Origin of the sequence: Microbacterium aurum (assembly GCF_016907815.1) — a bacterium.
In the GTDB taxonomy this organism is placed as follows: Bacteria; Actinomycetota; Actinomycetes; order Actinomycetales; family Microbacteriaceae; genus Microbacterium; species Microbacterium aurum.
The window spans coordinates 1,354,050-1,369,854 of the sequence record NZ_JAFBCQ010000001.1 but is presented as its reverse complement, the minus strand read 5'-3'; the positions used below and the strand labels follow the sequence as shown (position 1 = coordinate 1,369,854).

Sequence of the window (15,805 nt, the reverse complement as noted above, 5' to 3'; positions counted from 1 at the left end):
CCGCCCAGGCTACGCCGCGGCGGGCGCCCGCCCCGGCGCGACCACCGGGGGAAACGCGACGGATAATCGAAGCATGCCCCGTCGAAACGTGACGGCATCCTGTGCGATGCGCACGGCCTCGGCGTGATCGCCGACGACGACCCTGCCCGCCTCGTCGGTCCGGACGCGGGTGCTCGCGAATTCAGTGCCCGACATGGAACACCCCCTTGGCGCCCTTCTCGGCGTCGCTCATGATGTGCGTGACGAAAGGATAGTTGCCCGCTTCGGGGAACGACAGCTCCACGAACCCGCCCTGCGCGGGCTGCAGCGCGAGCGCCTGCGATCCGCCCGGATCGTCGGGTCTCAGCGTGTAGGCCCCCTCGGCGAACACGGTGTCGAACTGGCCGCCGACGATGTGGAAGGACGATGCCGTGTTGGGACCGGCATCTAGCACCCACACTCGCACCCGCTCGCCGACCGTGGCGGGCAGCGGCTCGTACGCGTACTGGTTGGCGTAGCCGTTGAACGCGACGAGGTCAGGGGTCTGCGCGGCGATCTTGTCGGCGTCAGCGGTGCCGCCCTGCGTCCCGAGGTACATCTCGCCCTGCACGAGCACGTACTCGCCGTCGACGGGGGCGAGGTCCGGCGGGTCGATGATGACGGCGCCGTACATGCCGCCGGCGATATGCATCGACATGGGCATCGTCGAGCAGTGATACATCCAGATGCCCGCCTGCGTCGCGGTGAAGGTGTACGTGAGGGTCTCGCCGGGCTGGATCGTCCGCATCGGCTCGTCGGGCGCGAGCGCGCCGGCGTGGAAGTCGATCGAGTGACCGATCGAGCCCTCGTTGACGAGCGTGATCTCGAAGCGGTCGCCGATTCTGCCGCGGATGACCGGCCCCGGCGCGCTGCCGCCGAACATCCAGCGCGTCTGGGTGACGCCGGGCGCGACCTCGACCTCTTCCTCAGTGACCTCGAGCGTGAGGCGGTGGACGGTGTCGGCGGATGCCGGGGCCAGCGCCGCCGGCCACGGCGTGAACCCCGCGCCGGGCTCGGCCTCGAGGTCGATGTCGCGGGCGGCGTCGGCGGCGGATGAGCCCTCTCCGGCATCCATCCCGCCCCTGTGATCGTGACCGTGGGCCGAGCCCGCGGCATCCGTCACCGAGGCGCCCGGGGCCGGGGCGCCGGTGACGACGACGGCGAGCTCCATGCCCATCTGCCGATGCCCGGCGATCGAGCACCAGCCCGCCAGGTCGGCGCCGACGACGCCGACCTCGACGGTCTCGCTCGCGCCCGGCGCGAGCCGCGCCGTGCGCACCCCGTTCGCGAAAGTGAGGTCGTGCACGTCGGTGCCGGTGTTATGGAACGTGACGACGAGTGCGTCGCCGTACGGCACCTCGATCTCGGCGGGCGTGAACCGCATGCCCTCGACTTCGACGGTCACGTCGGTGGTCTCGCCCGAGGCGACGACCGCCCCGCCCGCCGCGGTCGAGATGCCGACAGCGGCGGGGTCGGCGGCGACGCCGCCCGCGACGCACAGGGCCAGCACCGTGAACGCCGCAGCGACGGCGCCGACGCGGCGCGGTGGAGCGACGGGGGCGGTGGCCACCGGCATCCCGAGGCTCACCCGTCCACTGCGGTCCGGATTCGCGCCCTCGTCGCGGCGGACGCGGCGCCCCGCGACGACGGCGCGGACGGCGAGCACGACGAACGCGATGACGACGCCGAGCGCGGCGAACGAGAGCAGCACGCGCGCGACGGACGGCATCGGCAGCAGGTACAGCACGATGGCGCCGTTGAAGGCCGCGACGCGGAAGGCGGCGCCGCGGTCGAGCATCTCCGCACCGGCCTTCGCGGCGGCAGGGCTCCCGAGCGCGACCACGGGCAGCAGATAGCTGAGCGCCCCGAGCAGCAGCTGCACCGCGAAGCCGACGACGAGAGGGCCGAGCACCATGAGATAGCCGGCGCGCAGCTGCGCCCAATCCGGGCTGACGGCGCTCATCGCGGCGAGGGTCGCCGCCGCGACGACGACCCAGCCGAAGGCGGCGGCGAGGCTCCAGCCGGCGAAGGTCGCCGGGGGCATCGACCGCCCCTGTCGCCACCCCTCGACGCCGATCCGCAAGGCACCGGCGAGCCAGACGAGCATGCCGCCGGCGACGAGCAGACGCACGTCGAGGAGCGGTCCGACCGCGGCGATCGCCAGTCCCGCGACGAGCACCGGCAGGGCGTGGCGGGCCGCGGCATCCGCGGTCTCGCCCATGCGCGCGTGCAGCACCGTCGGCCACAGCAGCACGAGGGTGCCGAGCGCGGTGAGGCCGATCCAGCCGTAGGCGTTGAGGACGAGGTGCGCCGTCACGAGCCGGTCGGTGAGGTCGGGGTCGCCCGCCGCCGACATCGTCGCGCCGATCGCGATGCCGCCGAGGAACACCGCCGCGGCGGCGACGTAGTAGCGCACGAGCGGCGAGAACCGCGCCGGCAGGGCGCGGCGCAGCTGCAGTGTCAGGATCACGCCGTGCGTGAGGATCGCGGCGCCGACGATCACCGCGCCGGCGACGACGAGCATCGTGACACCGGCGAGGATGCCGGTGATCACGACCGCCGCGCCGAGCGTGTGCAGGCCGAGGCGCACGGCGAGGCCGGCCCGCTCGGCCGGGGCGGGGCGGCGCAGCAGGGTGTCGGAGAAGTGCTGCGACCACACCAGGATCGCGGCGGTGACGGCCCCGAGCAGGGGCACGTGGATCATGAGCCAGAGCGGCTGCGGCACGAAGCGGTGGATCGTGACGGCGACGATCGTGAGGACGATCCAGCCGAACACGACCGAGTTCGTGAGCAGATACCAGTTACGCCGTGACACGCGCGCGTCTCCTCTCGATGCTGCGGTTGCGCAGCGACAGGGTGACCGCCGTCGCGCCGAGCAGGATCAGGGCGGCGGCAGCGCCGATGCCGCCGGCCTGCAGCGCAGGCACCCAGCCCCATGCGTCACCCGCGACGACCCGGACGAGGAGTGCAGCCTGCAGCAGCGCGACGGGCGCGTACAGCGCGGGGTGGTACGGGATGCCGACGTGCAGCACGGCGGGGAGGATGACGGGCGCGTGGGCCATGATCATCGTGATCACGAAGCCGAGGAAGATCGCGTGCGTCGTCGCGTCGTAGACGGCGCCCTCGGTGCGCGCTCCGCGGAGCAGCCATCCCGCGCCGGCGACGGCCAGCCACGCGTACCCCGCCAGGAGGCACACCGCGACGTAGCGCGGCAGCCCCGGCATCCGCACCGTCCGCCGCGCGACGTCGTACCGGACGAGCCACGCGACGAGGCCGAGCAGCAGGAACCCCGCGACGGGCACGGCGACGAGCGGGGCGGTCAGCGACAGCAGGCAGGCGGTGGCGAGGGCGAGTGCCAGGGCGAAGAGGACGCGTTCGGCACGGATGCCGGGGGCCGCGATTCGCGCGAGCTCAAGCCGCTCCCCCGCGATCGTGAGCACGAGGAATGCGGCGAGCAGGGGGACGAGAGGCGCAGGCGGCACCCCGCCGCACCACGCGACCGCGGCGAGAAGGCCGGCCGCCGCGCCGAGCGCCTGCACCGCGGTCGCCGTCATGGGCTGGCGGCGCCAGATCGCCCGGTACTGCAGCACGTGCACCGCGAGCCCCGCGACCGTCGCGGCCTGGGCGGCGGGGAGCGGCACAGGCGTGACGGCGGCGATCGCACCGATGGCGAGGAGCGCGGGCGAGGCATACGCCCAGCCGGCGCGCAGTGCGACGGCACGCTCGAGGCTGATGAGGGTGCCGACGAACCCGAAGACGAGCAGCGGCGCGTGCAGGTCGGCGAGCCGGTCGGAGAGGATCGGCAGCGGCAGGCCGAGCAGCAGGAGCCCCGCGATGAGCCCGAGCACGAGTGCCGCCGCGGCGGGGAGGACCAGCAGCAGCCGGGCGCGGGACGCCACGCCGGCGCGGGACGACGTGTCCATACCACAACGCTAGCCCGCGGCGCGGAGACCCCCGCCGGTCAGGCCGTGTTTATTCACCCGCGGCCGGGGCCGCGCGCTCACCCGCGCGCGCTGTCGAAATCAGCACGCGCGGTCGAGACCTTCAGGCGCGCGGCCGACCCGCACGCGCTATCGAAATCAGCACCCGCGGTCGAAACTCTCAGGCGCGCGTGCCGATTTCGGTAGCGGACCCGGCGGCGCAGGCGTCAACCGCTGATCGCGTCACCGGAACCGGCGGCGGGCACCGCGGCATCCGCCTCGGCGGCTGCCGTGATCCGCGCCGCCATACCGCGGAAGATGAACCCGTGGAACGGCAGCACCGCGAGCCAATACAGCCGCCCGGCGAGCCCGGAGGGGAAGAACACCGCGCGCTGCCGGTAGCGCGCACCGCCGCCGTCCTCCTCCGGCTCGCACTGCAGATCCAGCCACGCGAGCCCCGGCACGCGCATCTCGGCGCGCAGCCGCAGCAGCCGGCCCGGTTCCACCCGCTCCACCCGCCAGAAGTCGATCGCGTCGCCGACGGCGACGCGTCCGCGGCTACGGCGTCCGCGCGTGAGGCCCACCCCACCGACGACGCGGTCCATCCAGCCGCGCAGCGCCCACAGCAGCGGCGCGGAGTACCAGCCGTTCTCGCCGCCGATCCCCGCGATGACGGCCCACAGCCGATCCGGCGATGCGGTCGTCGCGGCGCTCCGCACATCGGTGTACACGGTGCGGCCAGCCCAGTCCGGGTCGCTCGGGAGGGGATCCGACGGAATGCCGGTGACCTCGGCATCCTGCCAGCTCGTCTCCACGGTGTCGGCCTCGACGCGGCCGAGGGCGAGCGCGACCGCGCGCCGGTAGGGAGTGAGGCCGTCCGCCGGGGGCGGGATGAGCGCATCGACGGCGTGGTCGTCCATGACGCACTCGTGCACGAGCGACGCGATGAGCGGCCGCGCGATCGCGCGCGGCACGGGCGTGACGAGGTTGACCCAGTGCGATGCGAGTCCGGGCGTCAGCACCGGCAGCGCCGCGATCGCCCGCTGCGGCAGACCCGCCTCGACCGCGTAGCCGTTCATCATCTGCCCGTAGCGCAGCACGTCGGGACCGCCGATGTCGACGGCGCGGGTGACCGCGGCATCCACCCGCGCGGCGCCCAGCAGGTAGTGCGCCACGTCACGGATCGCGATCGGCTGGATGCGGTTGCGCACCCACCGCGGCGCGGGCATGTACGGCAGCACTTCGGTGAGGTGCCGGATCATCTCGAACGACGCCGACCCCGATCCGATGACGACGCCCGCCTGCAGCACGAGCGTCGGCACGCCGCTGGCGAGGAACACCTCGCCCACCGCGACGCGCGAGCGCAGGTGCGGGCTGAGGTCGCCGGTGCGCGGATGCAGACCGCCGAGATACACGATGCGACGGACGGATGCCGCGGCCGCCGCCTGCGCGACGGCGTGCGCCGCGGCGAGGTCGGCCTCCTCGAATCCGCCCCCCTGTCCCATCGAGTGGATGAGGTAGTACAGCACGTCGACGTCGTCGCACGCGGCGGCGAGCGCCCCGGCATCCGTCGCCGACCCTTCGACGGCCTCGACGTCATCGCCCCACGCGAACGCCGCGAGACGGGCGGGGTCGCGGACGAGCACCCGCACGCGGTATCCCGCCGCGACGAGCCGCGGCACGAGCCGTCCGCCGATGTATCCGGTCGCCCCCAGGACGAGCGCCCGTGGGGCGGTTCCGTCGTCTCGGGGCCGCGTCCGCAGGTCGGGCTCACGCCCCGTGGGGGCCGACAACGCACTCATGACTGCGAGCGTAAGCGCGCCGCCGGCGCCCGGACGAGTGGCTTGCGCGGTCGGCACGCGCGAGGTAGGCGGCGGGGGCGCCACGCCGCCGCGCCGCGGCGCGTCAGCGCCGGCCGGTGCCGAACATGCCGCGGATGACGGAGGTCAGGATCGTCTGCGTCGCCTTCGACCCGAGCACCTGCTCGATGGGCGACTTCTCGGCCTTGCGGGTCGTCCGCGTGCGCGACGTACCGCCGGACGCCTTCATCAGCCGGTCGTACTCCTTCTGCCGCTCCTTCTCGGCGGCGGCGTCGGCCTTCGCGATCGCGGCCTGCTGCTTGGCGTACTCGGCATCCGCCTTCGCCTTCGCGGCCGCCGCCTCCTCGGCGGCCTCCGCCTCGGCGGCGGCGTTCATCTTCGCGGTGAGGATCTCGCGCGCCGACTCCCGGTCGATCGCCGTGCCGTACTTCGCGAGCAGCGGCGACGCGTGCACGGCCCGCTGGATGTCGGGGTCGGGCGTCGGCGACATCAGCCCCTGCGGCGCCCGCAGCCGGGTCCACGCGACGGGTGTCGGGGCGCCCTTCTCGCTCATGACGGTGACGATCGCCTCGCCCGTGCCGAGCTCCTGCAGCACCCGCTCCAGGTCGTACCCGCTCTTCGGGTACGTGCCGACCGTCGCGCGCAGCGCCTTCGCATCGTCGGGGGTGAACGCGCGCAGCGCGTGCTGCACGCGCGACCCGAGCTGGGCGAGCACGTCGGAGGGCACGTCCTTCGGCGTCTGCGTCACGAAGAACACCCCGACGCCCTTCGAGCGGATGAGGCGGACCGTCTGCGTGATCGCCGCGAGGAAGTCCTTCGACGCGTCCTTGAACAGCAGGTGCGCCTCGTCGAAGAAGAACACGAGCTTCGGCTTGTCGGCGTCGCCGACCTCCGGGAGGATCTCGAACAGCTCCGCGAGCAGGTACATGAGGAAGGTCGAGAACAGCGCGGGCTTGTCGGCGATGCCCGGCACCTCCAGCAGCGACAGCACGCCGCGCCCGTCGGGGGCGGTGCGCAAGAAGTCGCGGACGTCGAACTCCGGCTCGCCGAAGAACACGTCGGCCCCGTCGTCGGCGAACGTGATGAGCTCCCGCAGGATCACCCCGGCCGTCGCGGCGGACAGCCCGCCGAGCGTCTTCAGCTCCGCCTTGCCCTCGTCGCTCGTGAGGTACGTGAGCACGGCGCGGAGGTCCGACAGGTCGACGAGCGCGAGCCCGTTGGCGTCGGCGTAGTGGAACACCAGTCCGAGGCTCGACTCCTGCGTCGCGTTGAGCCCCAGCACTTTGCTCAGCAGCAGCGGCCCGAACCCCGACACCGTCGCCCGCACCGGCACACCCTTGCCGATGCCGCCGAGAGCGAAGTACTCCGTGACGGATGCCGTGGGCTTCCAGTCCTGGCCGATCGCCTGCGTGCGGGCGAGGAGCTTGTCGCTCGGCTCCCCCGGCGTGGCGACACCGGAGAGGTCGCCCTTGATGTCGGCGGCGAAGACCGGAACGCCCTTCTCGGCCAGCTGCTCGGCAAGTCCCTGCAGGGTGCGGGTCTTGCCCGTGCCGGTCGCTCCGGCGACGAGCCCGTGCCGGTTCATCATCGCGAGCGGAATGCGGATCTGCGCCGTCGGCACCGGCTCCGTGTTCATGAGAGCGCCGAGGTCCAGAGTCGCCCCCTCGAACGTGTAGCCGGCGACCACCGCCGCGACCTCGTCCGCGTCGAGCGGTCCGGTCGGGCTGGCGGCGGATGCCGGCGCCTCGGCATCCGGCGTCACATTCCGAGGAGATGGCGGATTCCGAGGAGCGGATGCCGGGATATCGTCCTCGGCATCCGTTTTCTCCTCGGAATCGGCCGCACCGGCATCCGCCGCCGCCGCCTCCGAACCACCGGCATCCGCCGCCGAACCACCCGCCGCCGCCCGCGCGGCCTGGGCCGCGGCGAGCGCCGCCTTGGCCTGTGCGAGCTTCAGTGCGGCTTCCGCCGCCTCGGCTTCGGCCTGCAGTCGGGCCAGTTCCGCGTCATCGGGAGCGCTCATGGCGTCAGCCTAGCGAGCGACCCCGCCGCCGTTCACGCCTGTCGTGCCGCGGGGGCGGCCGGCGCCCCGACGCGCCGACCCCCGGCATCCGCCCGCGCCCGTTCCCGCTCCAGCACGACCGTGAACGCGCCGGCCACCACGAGCGCCGCACCGATCCCCGCCAACGTCCCCCCGACCGTGTCGCTCAGCCAGTGGGCGTGCACCTGCGTGCGACTGAACGCCATCGCGAAGATCCACGCAGCGCCGATCACGGCCACCCAGATCCGCGGGAACAGCACGACGGCGATCGTCGCGATGGTGGCGGCGTTGGCGGTGTGCCCCGAGGGGAAGGAGCCGTGATCCGAGACGACGATCATGTCTTCCGGGCGCGCGCGACCGAACATCCCCTTGATCACCTGCACCACCAGCGCGCTTCCCGCCGACGCCGCCAGCACGAACACGGCGCCCCACGGACGGCGCAGCACCAGCATCACGGCGGCGCCGCCCAGCGGCACGACGAAGGTCGCGAACCACCCGCCGCCGAGGAAGTTCAGCGCGAGGGAGAACGGCTGCAGGAACGCGAAGGTCGAGACGAAGCCGTTCCACCAGTCGTCGACGTCGACGTCGGCCTCGAGGGCGATGAGGATGCCGAGGCCGACCGTCGCGGCGATGAGCACCACCCCGATGACGAGGCGCTGCAGGCGTGTCGTGATGAGGTCGTCGTCGATCGGCGGGCGCATCGCCCCATCATGCCTGACGGCGTCCGCACCGCGCCGACCCCGCGCCGCGGGTGCCCGTCAGGGCGCGAGACGCTCCACGGTCCGCGGGCGCACGACGAACCACAGCGACAGCACCGCGACGACGCCGCATCCGGCCATGACGATCGCCATCGTCGTGGCGGTGATCCCCGCCCCCTCCGACAGGGCGCCGACGAGCGGGGTGATGATGCCCGCGACCCCGAAGTTCACGGCGCCGATGACGGATGCCGCGGTCCCGGCGGCCTTCCCGTGGCGATCGAGCGCGAGCACCTGCACGCACGGGAACGTGAAGCCGCATGCGGTCATGAACACGAACAGCGGCACCATCGTCCCCCACACTCCGAATCCCAGCGCGTCGGTCGCCATGATGGCGGATGCCGCGAGCACGAGCACCGCGGTGGAGCAGGCGAGCACCCACTGCGGACCGAAGCGCGCCGCGAGCCGCGACGCCGTCTGCACGCCGAGGACGACGCCGAGGGAGTTGACGGCGAACAGCAGACCGTACTGCTGCGCGTCGAAGCCGTAGCCCTCCTGGAAGAGGAACGGCGAGGCCGACAGGTAGGAGAACAGTCCGCTGAAGGTCATGCCGCCGATGATGAGCACGCCGATGAACACCCGGTCGCTGAACACGCTCTTGTACCGCTGCAGCACCGTGGCCCCGCCACTGTCCTGCCGCCGCGCCTTCGGGAGGGTCTCGGGGACGAGCGCGATGGCGGAGACGAGCATGACGACGCCGTAGATCGCGAGCACGACGAAGATCCCGCGCCAGGGCATGACGGCGAGGAGCGCCGATCCGATGAGCGGTGCGACGACGGGCGCGACGCCGGAGACGAGGGCGAGCCGGCTCAGCATGACGACGAGCCGCCGGCCGCCGAACAGGTCGCGCACGATCGCCATGGCGACCACGCCGCCGGCGGCGGCGCCGACGCCCATGAAGACGCGAGCGACGGTGAGCAGCTCGAGCGTCGGGGCGAGCGCGGCCGCGACGCTGGCCACCACGTGCAGCGCCGTGACGGCCAGCAGCGGCACGCGACGGCCGACCTTGTCGCTGAGGGGACCGACGACGAGCTGGCCGAGCGCGAACCCGATCATGGTGCCGGTGAGGGTCAGCTGGATCGCGGCGGCCGTGGTGTGGAAGTCCTCCTGCAGCACCGGGAAGGCCGGCAGATACAGGTCGATCGTGAAGGGGCCGAGGGCGGTGAGCGCGCCCAGCAGGATGATGTAGACAACGCGCCGCGCGGTGGAGATGGCGTCACCGGGGTGCAGGACGATCGGCGCGGTGGCCGGGTTGGCGCCCAGGGTGCGGATGGCGCCCGTGCGGGCGGCGCCGGCGCGCTGGTCGGGGCTGACGGTGGGGATCGATGCGGTGTCGCGCACGGTGTCCAGACGTTCGTGGGGAGAGGCGGGGGCTGCCGGATCGGGGAGCGCGGGAACGGCTCGAAACGATTCGGGGCAGAGGCTGAGTCTAGCGCTTTCCCAGCCTCTCCTCCCATGCGGCCGCATAGACTCGAGGGGTGCCTCCGCACGGCGGAGCGCCTTCCCGTCCCCGAGCCGAGATCACGCACATGACCCCGACGTCCTCCGGCAAGCGCTCCAGCGGCAACCCCGCCACGCAGGCCAAGATCGAGCTGTCCGTCAAGCAGCAGCGCGAGCAGCAGAAGCAGGAGAAGCTCGCTGAGTACCAGCGCCAGCTCGCCAAGCGCCGCCGCAGCCGGCTGACCTGGTGGGTGGTCGGCGTCACGGCGGGTCTCGCCGTGGTCGCGCTGATCGCGGCATCCGTCATCTTCGCGCCGAAGAAGGTCACCTACGAGGCCGGCGGCACCGGCGCCGAGATCGAGGGCGTCGAGACGTTCACGAACGAGACGCAGCACGTCGCGGGCACCGTCGACTACCCGCAGAACCCGCCGGCGGGCGGCCCGCACAACCAGTACTGGCTGAACTGCGGCATCTACGACCAGCCGCAGCAGAACGAGAACGCGGTCCACTCCCTCGAGCACGGCGCCGTCTGGGTGACGTACGACCAGGCGCAGATGTCGGGCGCCGAGCTCGACGAGCTGACGTCGCACCTGCCGTCGACGTACGTGATCCTCTCCCCCTACGAGGGGCTGCCGTCGCCCATCGTGCTGAGCGCGTGGAACGCGCAGCTGCAGCTCGAGCGCGCCTCCGACACCCGCATTCCGGAGTTCTTCGAGGAGTACTGGCGCAACCAGAACGTGCCCGAGCCGGGTGCCGCGTGCACGGGCGCGATCGACGGGCCCGGCAAGCAGTCGTGACCGACCTCGACGGCGACCGCCGCACCCTCCCGCCCTGGTGGGCGGTGCTGCTCGTCGTCGTCGCCGTGGCGGGCGTCGCGTTCGCGATCGGCCGGTTCTCGACCTTCGGCGCGCTGGGGGCGGGCACGGTGCCCACGAGCGACTCCCCCGAGGCGGGATTCGCCCGCGACATGCAGGTGCACCACGGTCAGGCGGTCGAAATGGCGATGGACATCTACCGCACCACCGAGAACCCCGACGTGCGCGTTCTCGCCTACGACATCGCGACCACGCAGTCCGCGCAGAAGGGCGAGTTCTACGACTGGCTCGTGAAGTGGAACCTGCCGCAGTCCGGCGGGCCGCTGATGGCGTGGATGGATGCCGCGGACACGGCCCACCAGCACGTCGCGACTCCCGGGGCATCCGAAGCGGAGCTGCTGACGCAGATGGGGATGGCGAGCCCCGCGGAACTCGCCGCGATGCGCGCCGAGACCGGCACGGCGGCGGACTGCACGTTCCTCGCGCTCATGATCCGCCACCACGAGGGCGCGCTCCCGATGGCGCAGGCGCTGCTGCAGCTGGGGTCCGAGCCGCGCGCGCTGCAGGTCGCGCAGGGCGTCATCGACACCCAGTCCGCCGAGATCGACCTCATGACCTCGCTCCGGCGAGGCCTGGCCTGCACCGACTGAGCCAGCGCGCCGACTCTGCGCCGGTACGCCCGCGCCTCACCCGCTCAGGCTGTCATCGACGAGTCGCGCAGGCGGGAGAAGAATCGCGACGCCGGGGGCAGCCACAGCAGCACGATCGCCACGACGCCGATCACCGCGACCCCGGTCGCCCACAGGTTCGACAGGCGGCTGTCGGCGAGCACCAGCACGGTGAGGCCGACCACGATCAGGAGGTACACGCTCACCAGCAGCCGCGACAGACCGCTGCCGCGCCGCATGCCCGCCGCCGCCGCGAGGATCATGAGGCCGAACAGGGCGATGCCGGCACCGAGCAGCGACACCCGCAGGACGTCGTCGTCGGGCACGTCGTAGCGCGCGAGCAGCACGATCAGCCCGAGCCCCGTCGCCGCGAGGGCAGCGACGTACGCGAGCACGGCGGCGACGGTGATCGCCGGCGGCGTCGGGGCGGGTGCGGCGGCGCTGTCGAGGCCCGCGGCGGCCAGTGCCCGGGTGAGGAAGCGCCGGTGGAAGAAGCGCACGACCTCGATGGCCGCGATCATCGGGATCGCGACGAGGGTCAGCAGCACCGCGGCATCCTCCCCCGGGTCGCGCAGATCGAAGAAGGCCGTCGACAGCGGCACGGTGAAGATGATGACGAGCCCGACGAACATCGCCCCGACGATCAGCACCTTGTAGCGGTTGAGCGGGCGCGAGAGCACCGCGAGCACCCAGATGCCCACGATCGCGAGGATGATCGTGGTCCCGGTGCGCAGCTGCGGCTGCGGCACCTCGAGACTGCGCGCGAGCAGCGAGTAGGTCGTGAGTCCCGTCGCGATGATGAGCCCCGCCGGCACGGCGAACGACAGTGACCGCGGCAGGAAGCGGGCACGTAGCGGCGCGCGTTCGGCATGAGCGCGAGGAAGAACGCCGGGATGCCGATCGTGAGCCCGTCGGTGATGGACAGCTGCCGGGGCAGGAACGGGAACTCCAGCAGCAGCGCGCCGAAGACGACGGCCAGCGTCGTCGCGTAGACGGTCTTGGTGAGGAACAGCATCGAGACGCGCTCGATGTTGGCGATCACCTGGCGTCCCTGCGCGACGACGGCCGGCAGGTGCGAGAACTGGCCGTCCAGCAGCACCAGCCGGGCGACGGCCTTCGTGGCGGCCGCCCCGGAGTTCATTGCGATGCCGATGTCGGCCGTCTTGATCGCGAGCGCGTCGTTGACCCCGTCGCCGGTCATGGCGACGGTGTGGCCGCGGGCCTGCAGCGCGGTGACCATCCCTTCTTCTGCTCGGGCGTGACCCGCCCGAACACCTCGTGCGCGTCGAGGATCTCGCCGAGCTCCGCCTCGTCGGTGGGGAGTGTGCGCGCGTCGTAGCCCTCCGCGACGTCCAGCCCCACTTCCCGCGCGATGGCGGCGACGGTGCGGGGGTTGTCGCCCGAGATGATCCGGATGCTGACGCCCTGCTCCCGGACGTACTCCAGCGTCTGGGCGGCATCGGGGCGGATCTGCTCGCGGAAGGTCAGCAGCACGACCGGGACGAGGCCGGCCGGCAGGGTCTCGGCCTCGGCCTCGGCGGGGGTGAGGGATGCCGGGGCGTGCGCGAGCACAAGGGTGCGCCGGCCGGTCGCCGCGAGCTCGGTGACCCGGCGGCCGAAGTCGCCGGTGTCGTCGGTGGCGGCGTCACCGAAGACCATCTCGGGGGCTCCCATGACCCAGGTGCCGCCCGCCTCGGAAACCGCGCTCCATTTGCGGGCGGACGAGAACGGGATGGTGGCGGTCGGTCGCAGCCGGTCCGCGTCGGGGAAGGGGTCCGCGAGCACGCGGGCGCAGCAGCAGGATGAGGAAGCAGGCGCCGACGATCGCGTTGAAGAGCGTGAAGACGTTGGCCCGGACGATGTTCCAGACGCTCCGACTCCAATCCGACACGAAGGCGTTCGTGCGGCCGGCGGAGACGCGCTCGGCAACCTCGGCGGCGGACAGGCCGACGCGGGGATCTACGGGCGCGGGCGGGGCGTCGACGTCGGTCGCGGCATCCATGGATCACACACTATGACCTGCCCCGCGCTGTCGGCACGGGCGCGATATGGGAGAATGGGCGGTCTATGGACACGACCCCCGACGTCATCCTCCATCTCGCCCACGCGGAGGTCTCCCTCCTGGTCGACGCCCGACACGGACGACTCCCGTCGATCGTGCACTGGGGCGCCCGGCTCGGCGAACTCGACGACGACGCCCTGCGCGGGCTGACCGACGGCAGCATCCCCGTCGTCGGATCGAACAACGTCGACACACCCCCGCGCGTCGCGCTGCTGCCGGAGCACCACACCGGCTGGACCGGCCGCCCCGGGGTCGCGGGATCCGCGTCGGGCCGCGGCTGGTCGCCGAAGTTCGCCGTGACCGGCGTCGAGCTCGACGGGTCCCCCGTGGACGGGGTGGTCCGGCACGGCGCCGGAGCCGTGGTGTTCCACGCGGTCGACGACCAGGGACGCCTCGAACTGCGTCTCGAGCTCGAACTCCTGCCGAGCGGCCTCGTCCGCTCGCGCGCGATCCTCACGAACCTGCAGGATGCCGCCTACACGGTCGACGACGTGTCGCTGTGCTTCCCGCTTCCCGCCGAGGCGACCGAGGTGCTCGACTTCACCGGTCAGCACAACTACGAGCGCTTCCCCCAGCGCGGCCCGCTGCGGGCCGGTATCCATCTGCGGGAGAACCGTCGCGGACGCACGGGCGCCGACAGCGCATACGTGCTGCACGTCGGCGTGCCCGGCTTCGGATTCGCACAGGGCCCCGTGTGGGCCGTGCACACCGCGTGGAGCGGCAACCACCACCACTACGCGGAGCGCGTCTACACCGGTGAGCAGGTGATCGGCGGCGGCGAGGTTCTGCTGCCCGGCGAGATCGTGCTCACTCGCGGCGAGGCGTACGAGACCCCATGGGTCTTCGGATCGTACGGGGACGGACTGGATGCCGTCGCGCACCGATTCCACGCCCACCTGCGCGCGCTCGGCGCGCATCGCCCTGCGGATCGTCCCGTCACGTTGAACGTGTGGGAGGCGGTGTATTTCCGCCACGACGCGGCGGAGCTGATCGCACTGGCCGACCAGGCCGCAGAGATCGGCATCGAGCGGTTCGTGCTCGACGACGGGTGGTTCGGCGACCGCCGCACCGACCGGGCGGGTCTCGGCGACTGGGTCGTCTCGACCGACGTGTGGCCCGACGGGCTGCATCCCCTCGTGGACCACGTGCGTGCCAAGGGCATGCAGTTCGGCCTGTGGTTCGAGCCCGAGATGATCAACCTCGACAGCGACCTGGCCCGGCGGCATCCCGAGTGGATCATGGCGGCGCGCGACGAGCTGCCCGTGGAATCCCGCGCGCAGCACGTGCTCAACCTCGCCGCCCCCGGCGCGTACGAGCACGTGAAAGGCCAGATGCTCGCGCTGCTCGACGAGTACGCGATCGACTACATCAAGTGGGACCACAACCGCGACCTCACCGAGGCCGGCGACCGCGAGCACGGAGGCCGCCCCGTCGTGCACGAGCAGACCCGCGCGTTCTACCGTCTGCTGCGCGAGCTGAAGGAAGCCCACCCGACGCTGGAGATCGAGTCGTGCTCGTCGGGCGGCGGGCGCGTCGACCTCGGCGTGCTCGAGCTGACCGATCGCATCTGGGTCTCGGACAACAGCGACCCGCACGACCGGCAGTCGATGATGCGCTGGTCGACGCAGCTCGCGCCGCCGGAGTTCCTGGGTGCGCACATCGCCTCGGACCGCTCGCACACGACGGGGCGCCGCCTGGACCTGTCTTTCCGAGCAGGCACGGCGATCTTCGGACACCTCGGCATCGAGTGGAACCTCGGCGAGGCGACGGATGCCGAGCTCGCCCTCCTCGCCCGCTGGATCGACTTCCACGTGCGGCACCGACACCTGCTGCTCGGCGGCGAGGTCGTGCGCATGGACACGACCGACCCCCGCGTGGTCGTGCACGGTGTGGTCTCCCCCGATCGCGCGGAGGCTCTGTACTCCTCCGCGCTGCTCGACACTGCCCACCCCGAGCCTGCGGCGAGGCTGAAGCTGCGCGGTCTCGATCCCGAGCGGATGTACGACCTGGCCCCGGTCTTCATCGGGACGTTGCCCTCGGGCCTCATCCCGCCCGTGTGGTGGGGCGAGCCGAGCGACGCCGAGATCCTCGCGAGCCAGGAGTACTGGGACCGCGCTGAGCGCGCCGACGTGAGCTTCCCGGGCGCGCGCTTCCGCGGCGACGTGCTCGCGACCGTGGGCGTGGCGGCGCCGCGCATCCACCCCGACCAGGCCGTGATCTACCACGCGGTGGCCGTCGACTGAACGGCGGTGGACTGCAGGGCGGT

Annotated in this window: 10 protein-coding genes and 1 pseudogene; 3 read left to right on the top strand and 8 right to left on the bottom strand. The window is 72.4% G+C overall.

Translation table 11 applies throughout. The features are described 5' to 3' along the window. Positions 1 to 9 precede the first annotated feature (9 nt). The 7 genes from JOD60_RS06855 to JOD60_RS06825 form a co-directional block, all read right to left on the bottom strand. Complete coding sequence (locus tag JOD60_RS06855) at positions 10 to 195, bottom strand: hypothetical protein (protein ID WP_076689750.1); 186 nt, start codon at positions 193 to 195, stop codon at positions 10 to 12. Further along, positions 182 to 2,833 (bottom strand): multicopper oxidase domain-containing protein, encoded by a 2,652-nt coding sequence (locus JOD60_RS06850; protein ID WP_076689748.1) that lies wholly within the window; start codon positions 2,831 to 2,833, stop codon positions 182 to 184. Before JOD60_RS06850 ends, JOD60_RS06855 begins: the two co-directional genes overlap by 14 nt. Then, entirely contained in the window at positions 2,820 to 3,941 is a 1,122-nt protein-coding gene (locus JOD60_RS06845; protein ID WP_076689746.1) for a DUF8744 domain-containing protein, read from the bottom strand. The genes JOD60_RS06850 and JOD60_RS06845 overlap by 14 nt, the downstream gene beginning before the upstream one ends. A gap of 224 nt (positions 3,942 to 4,165) precedes the next feature. Continuing rightward, complete coding sequence (locus JOD60_RS06840; protein WP_076689743.1) at positions 4,166 to 5,740, bottom strand: SDR family oxidoreductase; 1,575 nt, start codon at positions 5,738 to 5,740, stop codon at positions 4,166 to 4,168. 103 nt (positions 5,741 to 5,843) lie between these two features. Next, a complete protein-coding gene (locus tag JOD60_RS06835; RefSeq protein ID WP_076689741.1) occupies positions 5,844 to 7,781 on the bottom strand; it encodes a helicase HerA-like domain-containing protein in 1,938 nt (645 codons plus the stop codon). Between the two features lie 32 nt (positions 7,782 to 7,813). Next, a complete protein-coding gene (locus tag JOD60_RS06830) occupies positions 7,814 to 8,500 on the bottom strand; it encodes a phosphatase PAP2 family protein (RefSeq protein ID WP_076689739.1) in 687 nt (228 codons plus the stop codon). 57 nt (positions 8,501 to 8,557) lie between these two features. Further along, complete coding sequence (locus JOD60_RS06825) at positions 8,558 to 9,895, bottom strand: multidrug effflux MFS transporter (protein WP_157127881.1); 1,338 nt, start codon at positions 9,893 to 9,895, stop codon at positions 8,558 to 8,560. Positions 9,896 to 10,083: 188 nt separating this feature from the next. Here JOD60_RS06825 and JOD60_RS06820 point away from each other — a divergent pair, with 188 nt between their 5' ends. Together JOD60_RS06820 and JOD60_RS06815 are read left to right on the top strand one after the other, a co-directional pair. Next, a complete protein-coding gene (locus JOD60_RS06820) occupies positions 10,084 to 10,791 on the top strand; it encodes a thioredoxin-like domain-containing protein (protein WP_076689737.1) in 708 nt (235 codons plus the stop codon). After that, positions 10,788 to 11,459 (top strand): DUF305 domain-containing protein, encoded by a 672-nt coding sequence (locus JOD60_RS06815; RefSeq protein ID WP_076689735.1) that lies wholly within the window; start codon positions 10,788 to 10,790, stop codon positions 11,457 to 11,459. The genes JOD60_RS06820 and JOD60_RS06815 overlap by 4 nt, the downstream gene beginning before the upstream one ends. A 44-nt stretch (positions 11,460 to 11,503) precedes the next feature. On the opposite strand, the pseudogene JOD60_RS06810 reads toward JOD60_RS06815, so the two are convergent. After that, positions 11,504 to 13,268 (bottom strand): annotated as a pseudogene (locus tag JOD60_RS06810) (HAD-IC family P-type ATPase); the annotation flags it as partial. A gap of 276 nt (positions 13,269 to 13,544) precedes the next feature. On the opposite strand from JOD60_RS06810, the gene JOD60_RS06805 reads away from it, so the two are divergent. Next, entirely contained in the window at positions 13,545 to 15,782 is a 2,238-nt protein-coding gene (locus JOD60_RS06805) for an alpha-galactosidase (protein WP_076689733.1), read from the top strand. The last annotated feature ends 23 nt before the right edge of the window (positions 15,783 to 15,805 follow it).

Bases quoted from the DNA above. Each gene is read 5' to 3' on its own strand.
- JOD60_RS06835 (WP_076689741.1), bottom strand. From the start codon at position 7,781: ATGAGCGCTCCCGATGACGCGGAACTGGCCCGACTGCAGGCCGAAGCC.
- JOD60_RS06845 (WP_076689746.1), bottom strand. From the start codon at position 3,941: ATGGACACGTCGTCCCGCGCCGGCGTGGCGTCCCGCGCCCGGCTGCTG.
- JOD60_RS06840 (WP_076689743.1), bottom strand. From the start codon at position 5,740: ATGAGTGCGTTGTCGGCCCCCACGGGGCGTGAGCCCGACCTGCGGACG.
- JOD60_RS06805 (WP_076689733.1), top strand. From the start codon at position 13,545: ATGGACACGACCCCCGACGTCATCCTCCATCTCGCCCACGCGGAGGTC.
- JOD60_RS06820 (WP_076689737.1), top strand. From the start codon at position 10,084: ATGACCCCGACGTCCTCCGGCAAGCGCTCCAGCGGCAACCCCGCCACG.
- JOD60_RS06855 (WP_076689750.1), bottom strand. From the start codon at position 195: ATGTCGGGCACTGAATTCGCGAGCACCCGCGTCCGGACCGACGAGGCG.
- JOD60_RS06830 (WP_076689739.1), bottom strand. From the start codon at position 8,500: ATGCGCCCGCCGATCGACGACGACCTCATCACGACACGCCTGCAGCGC.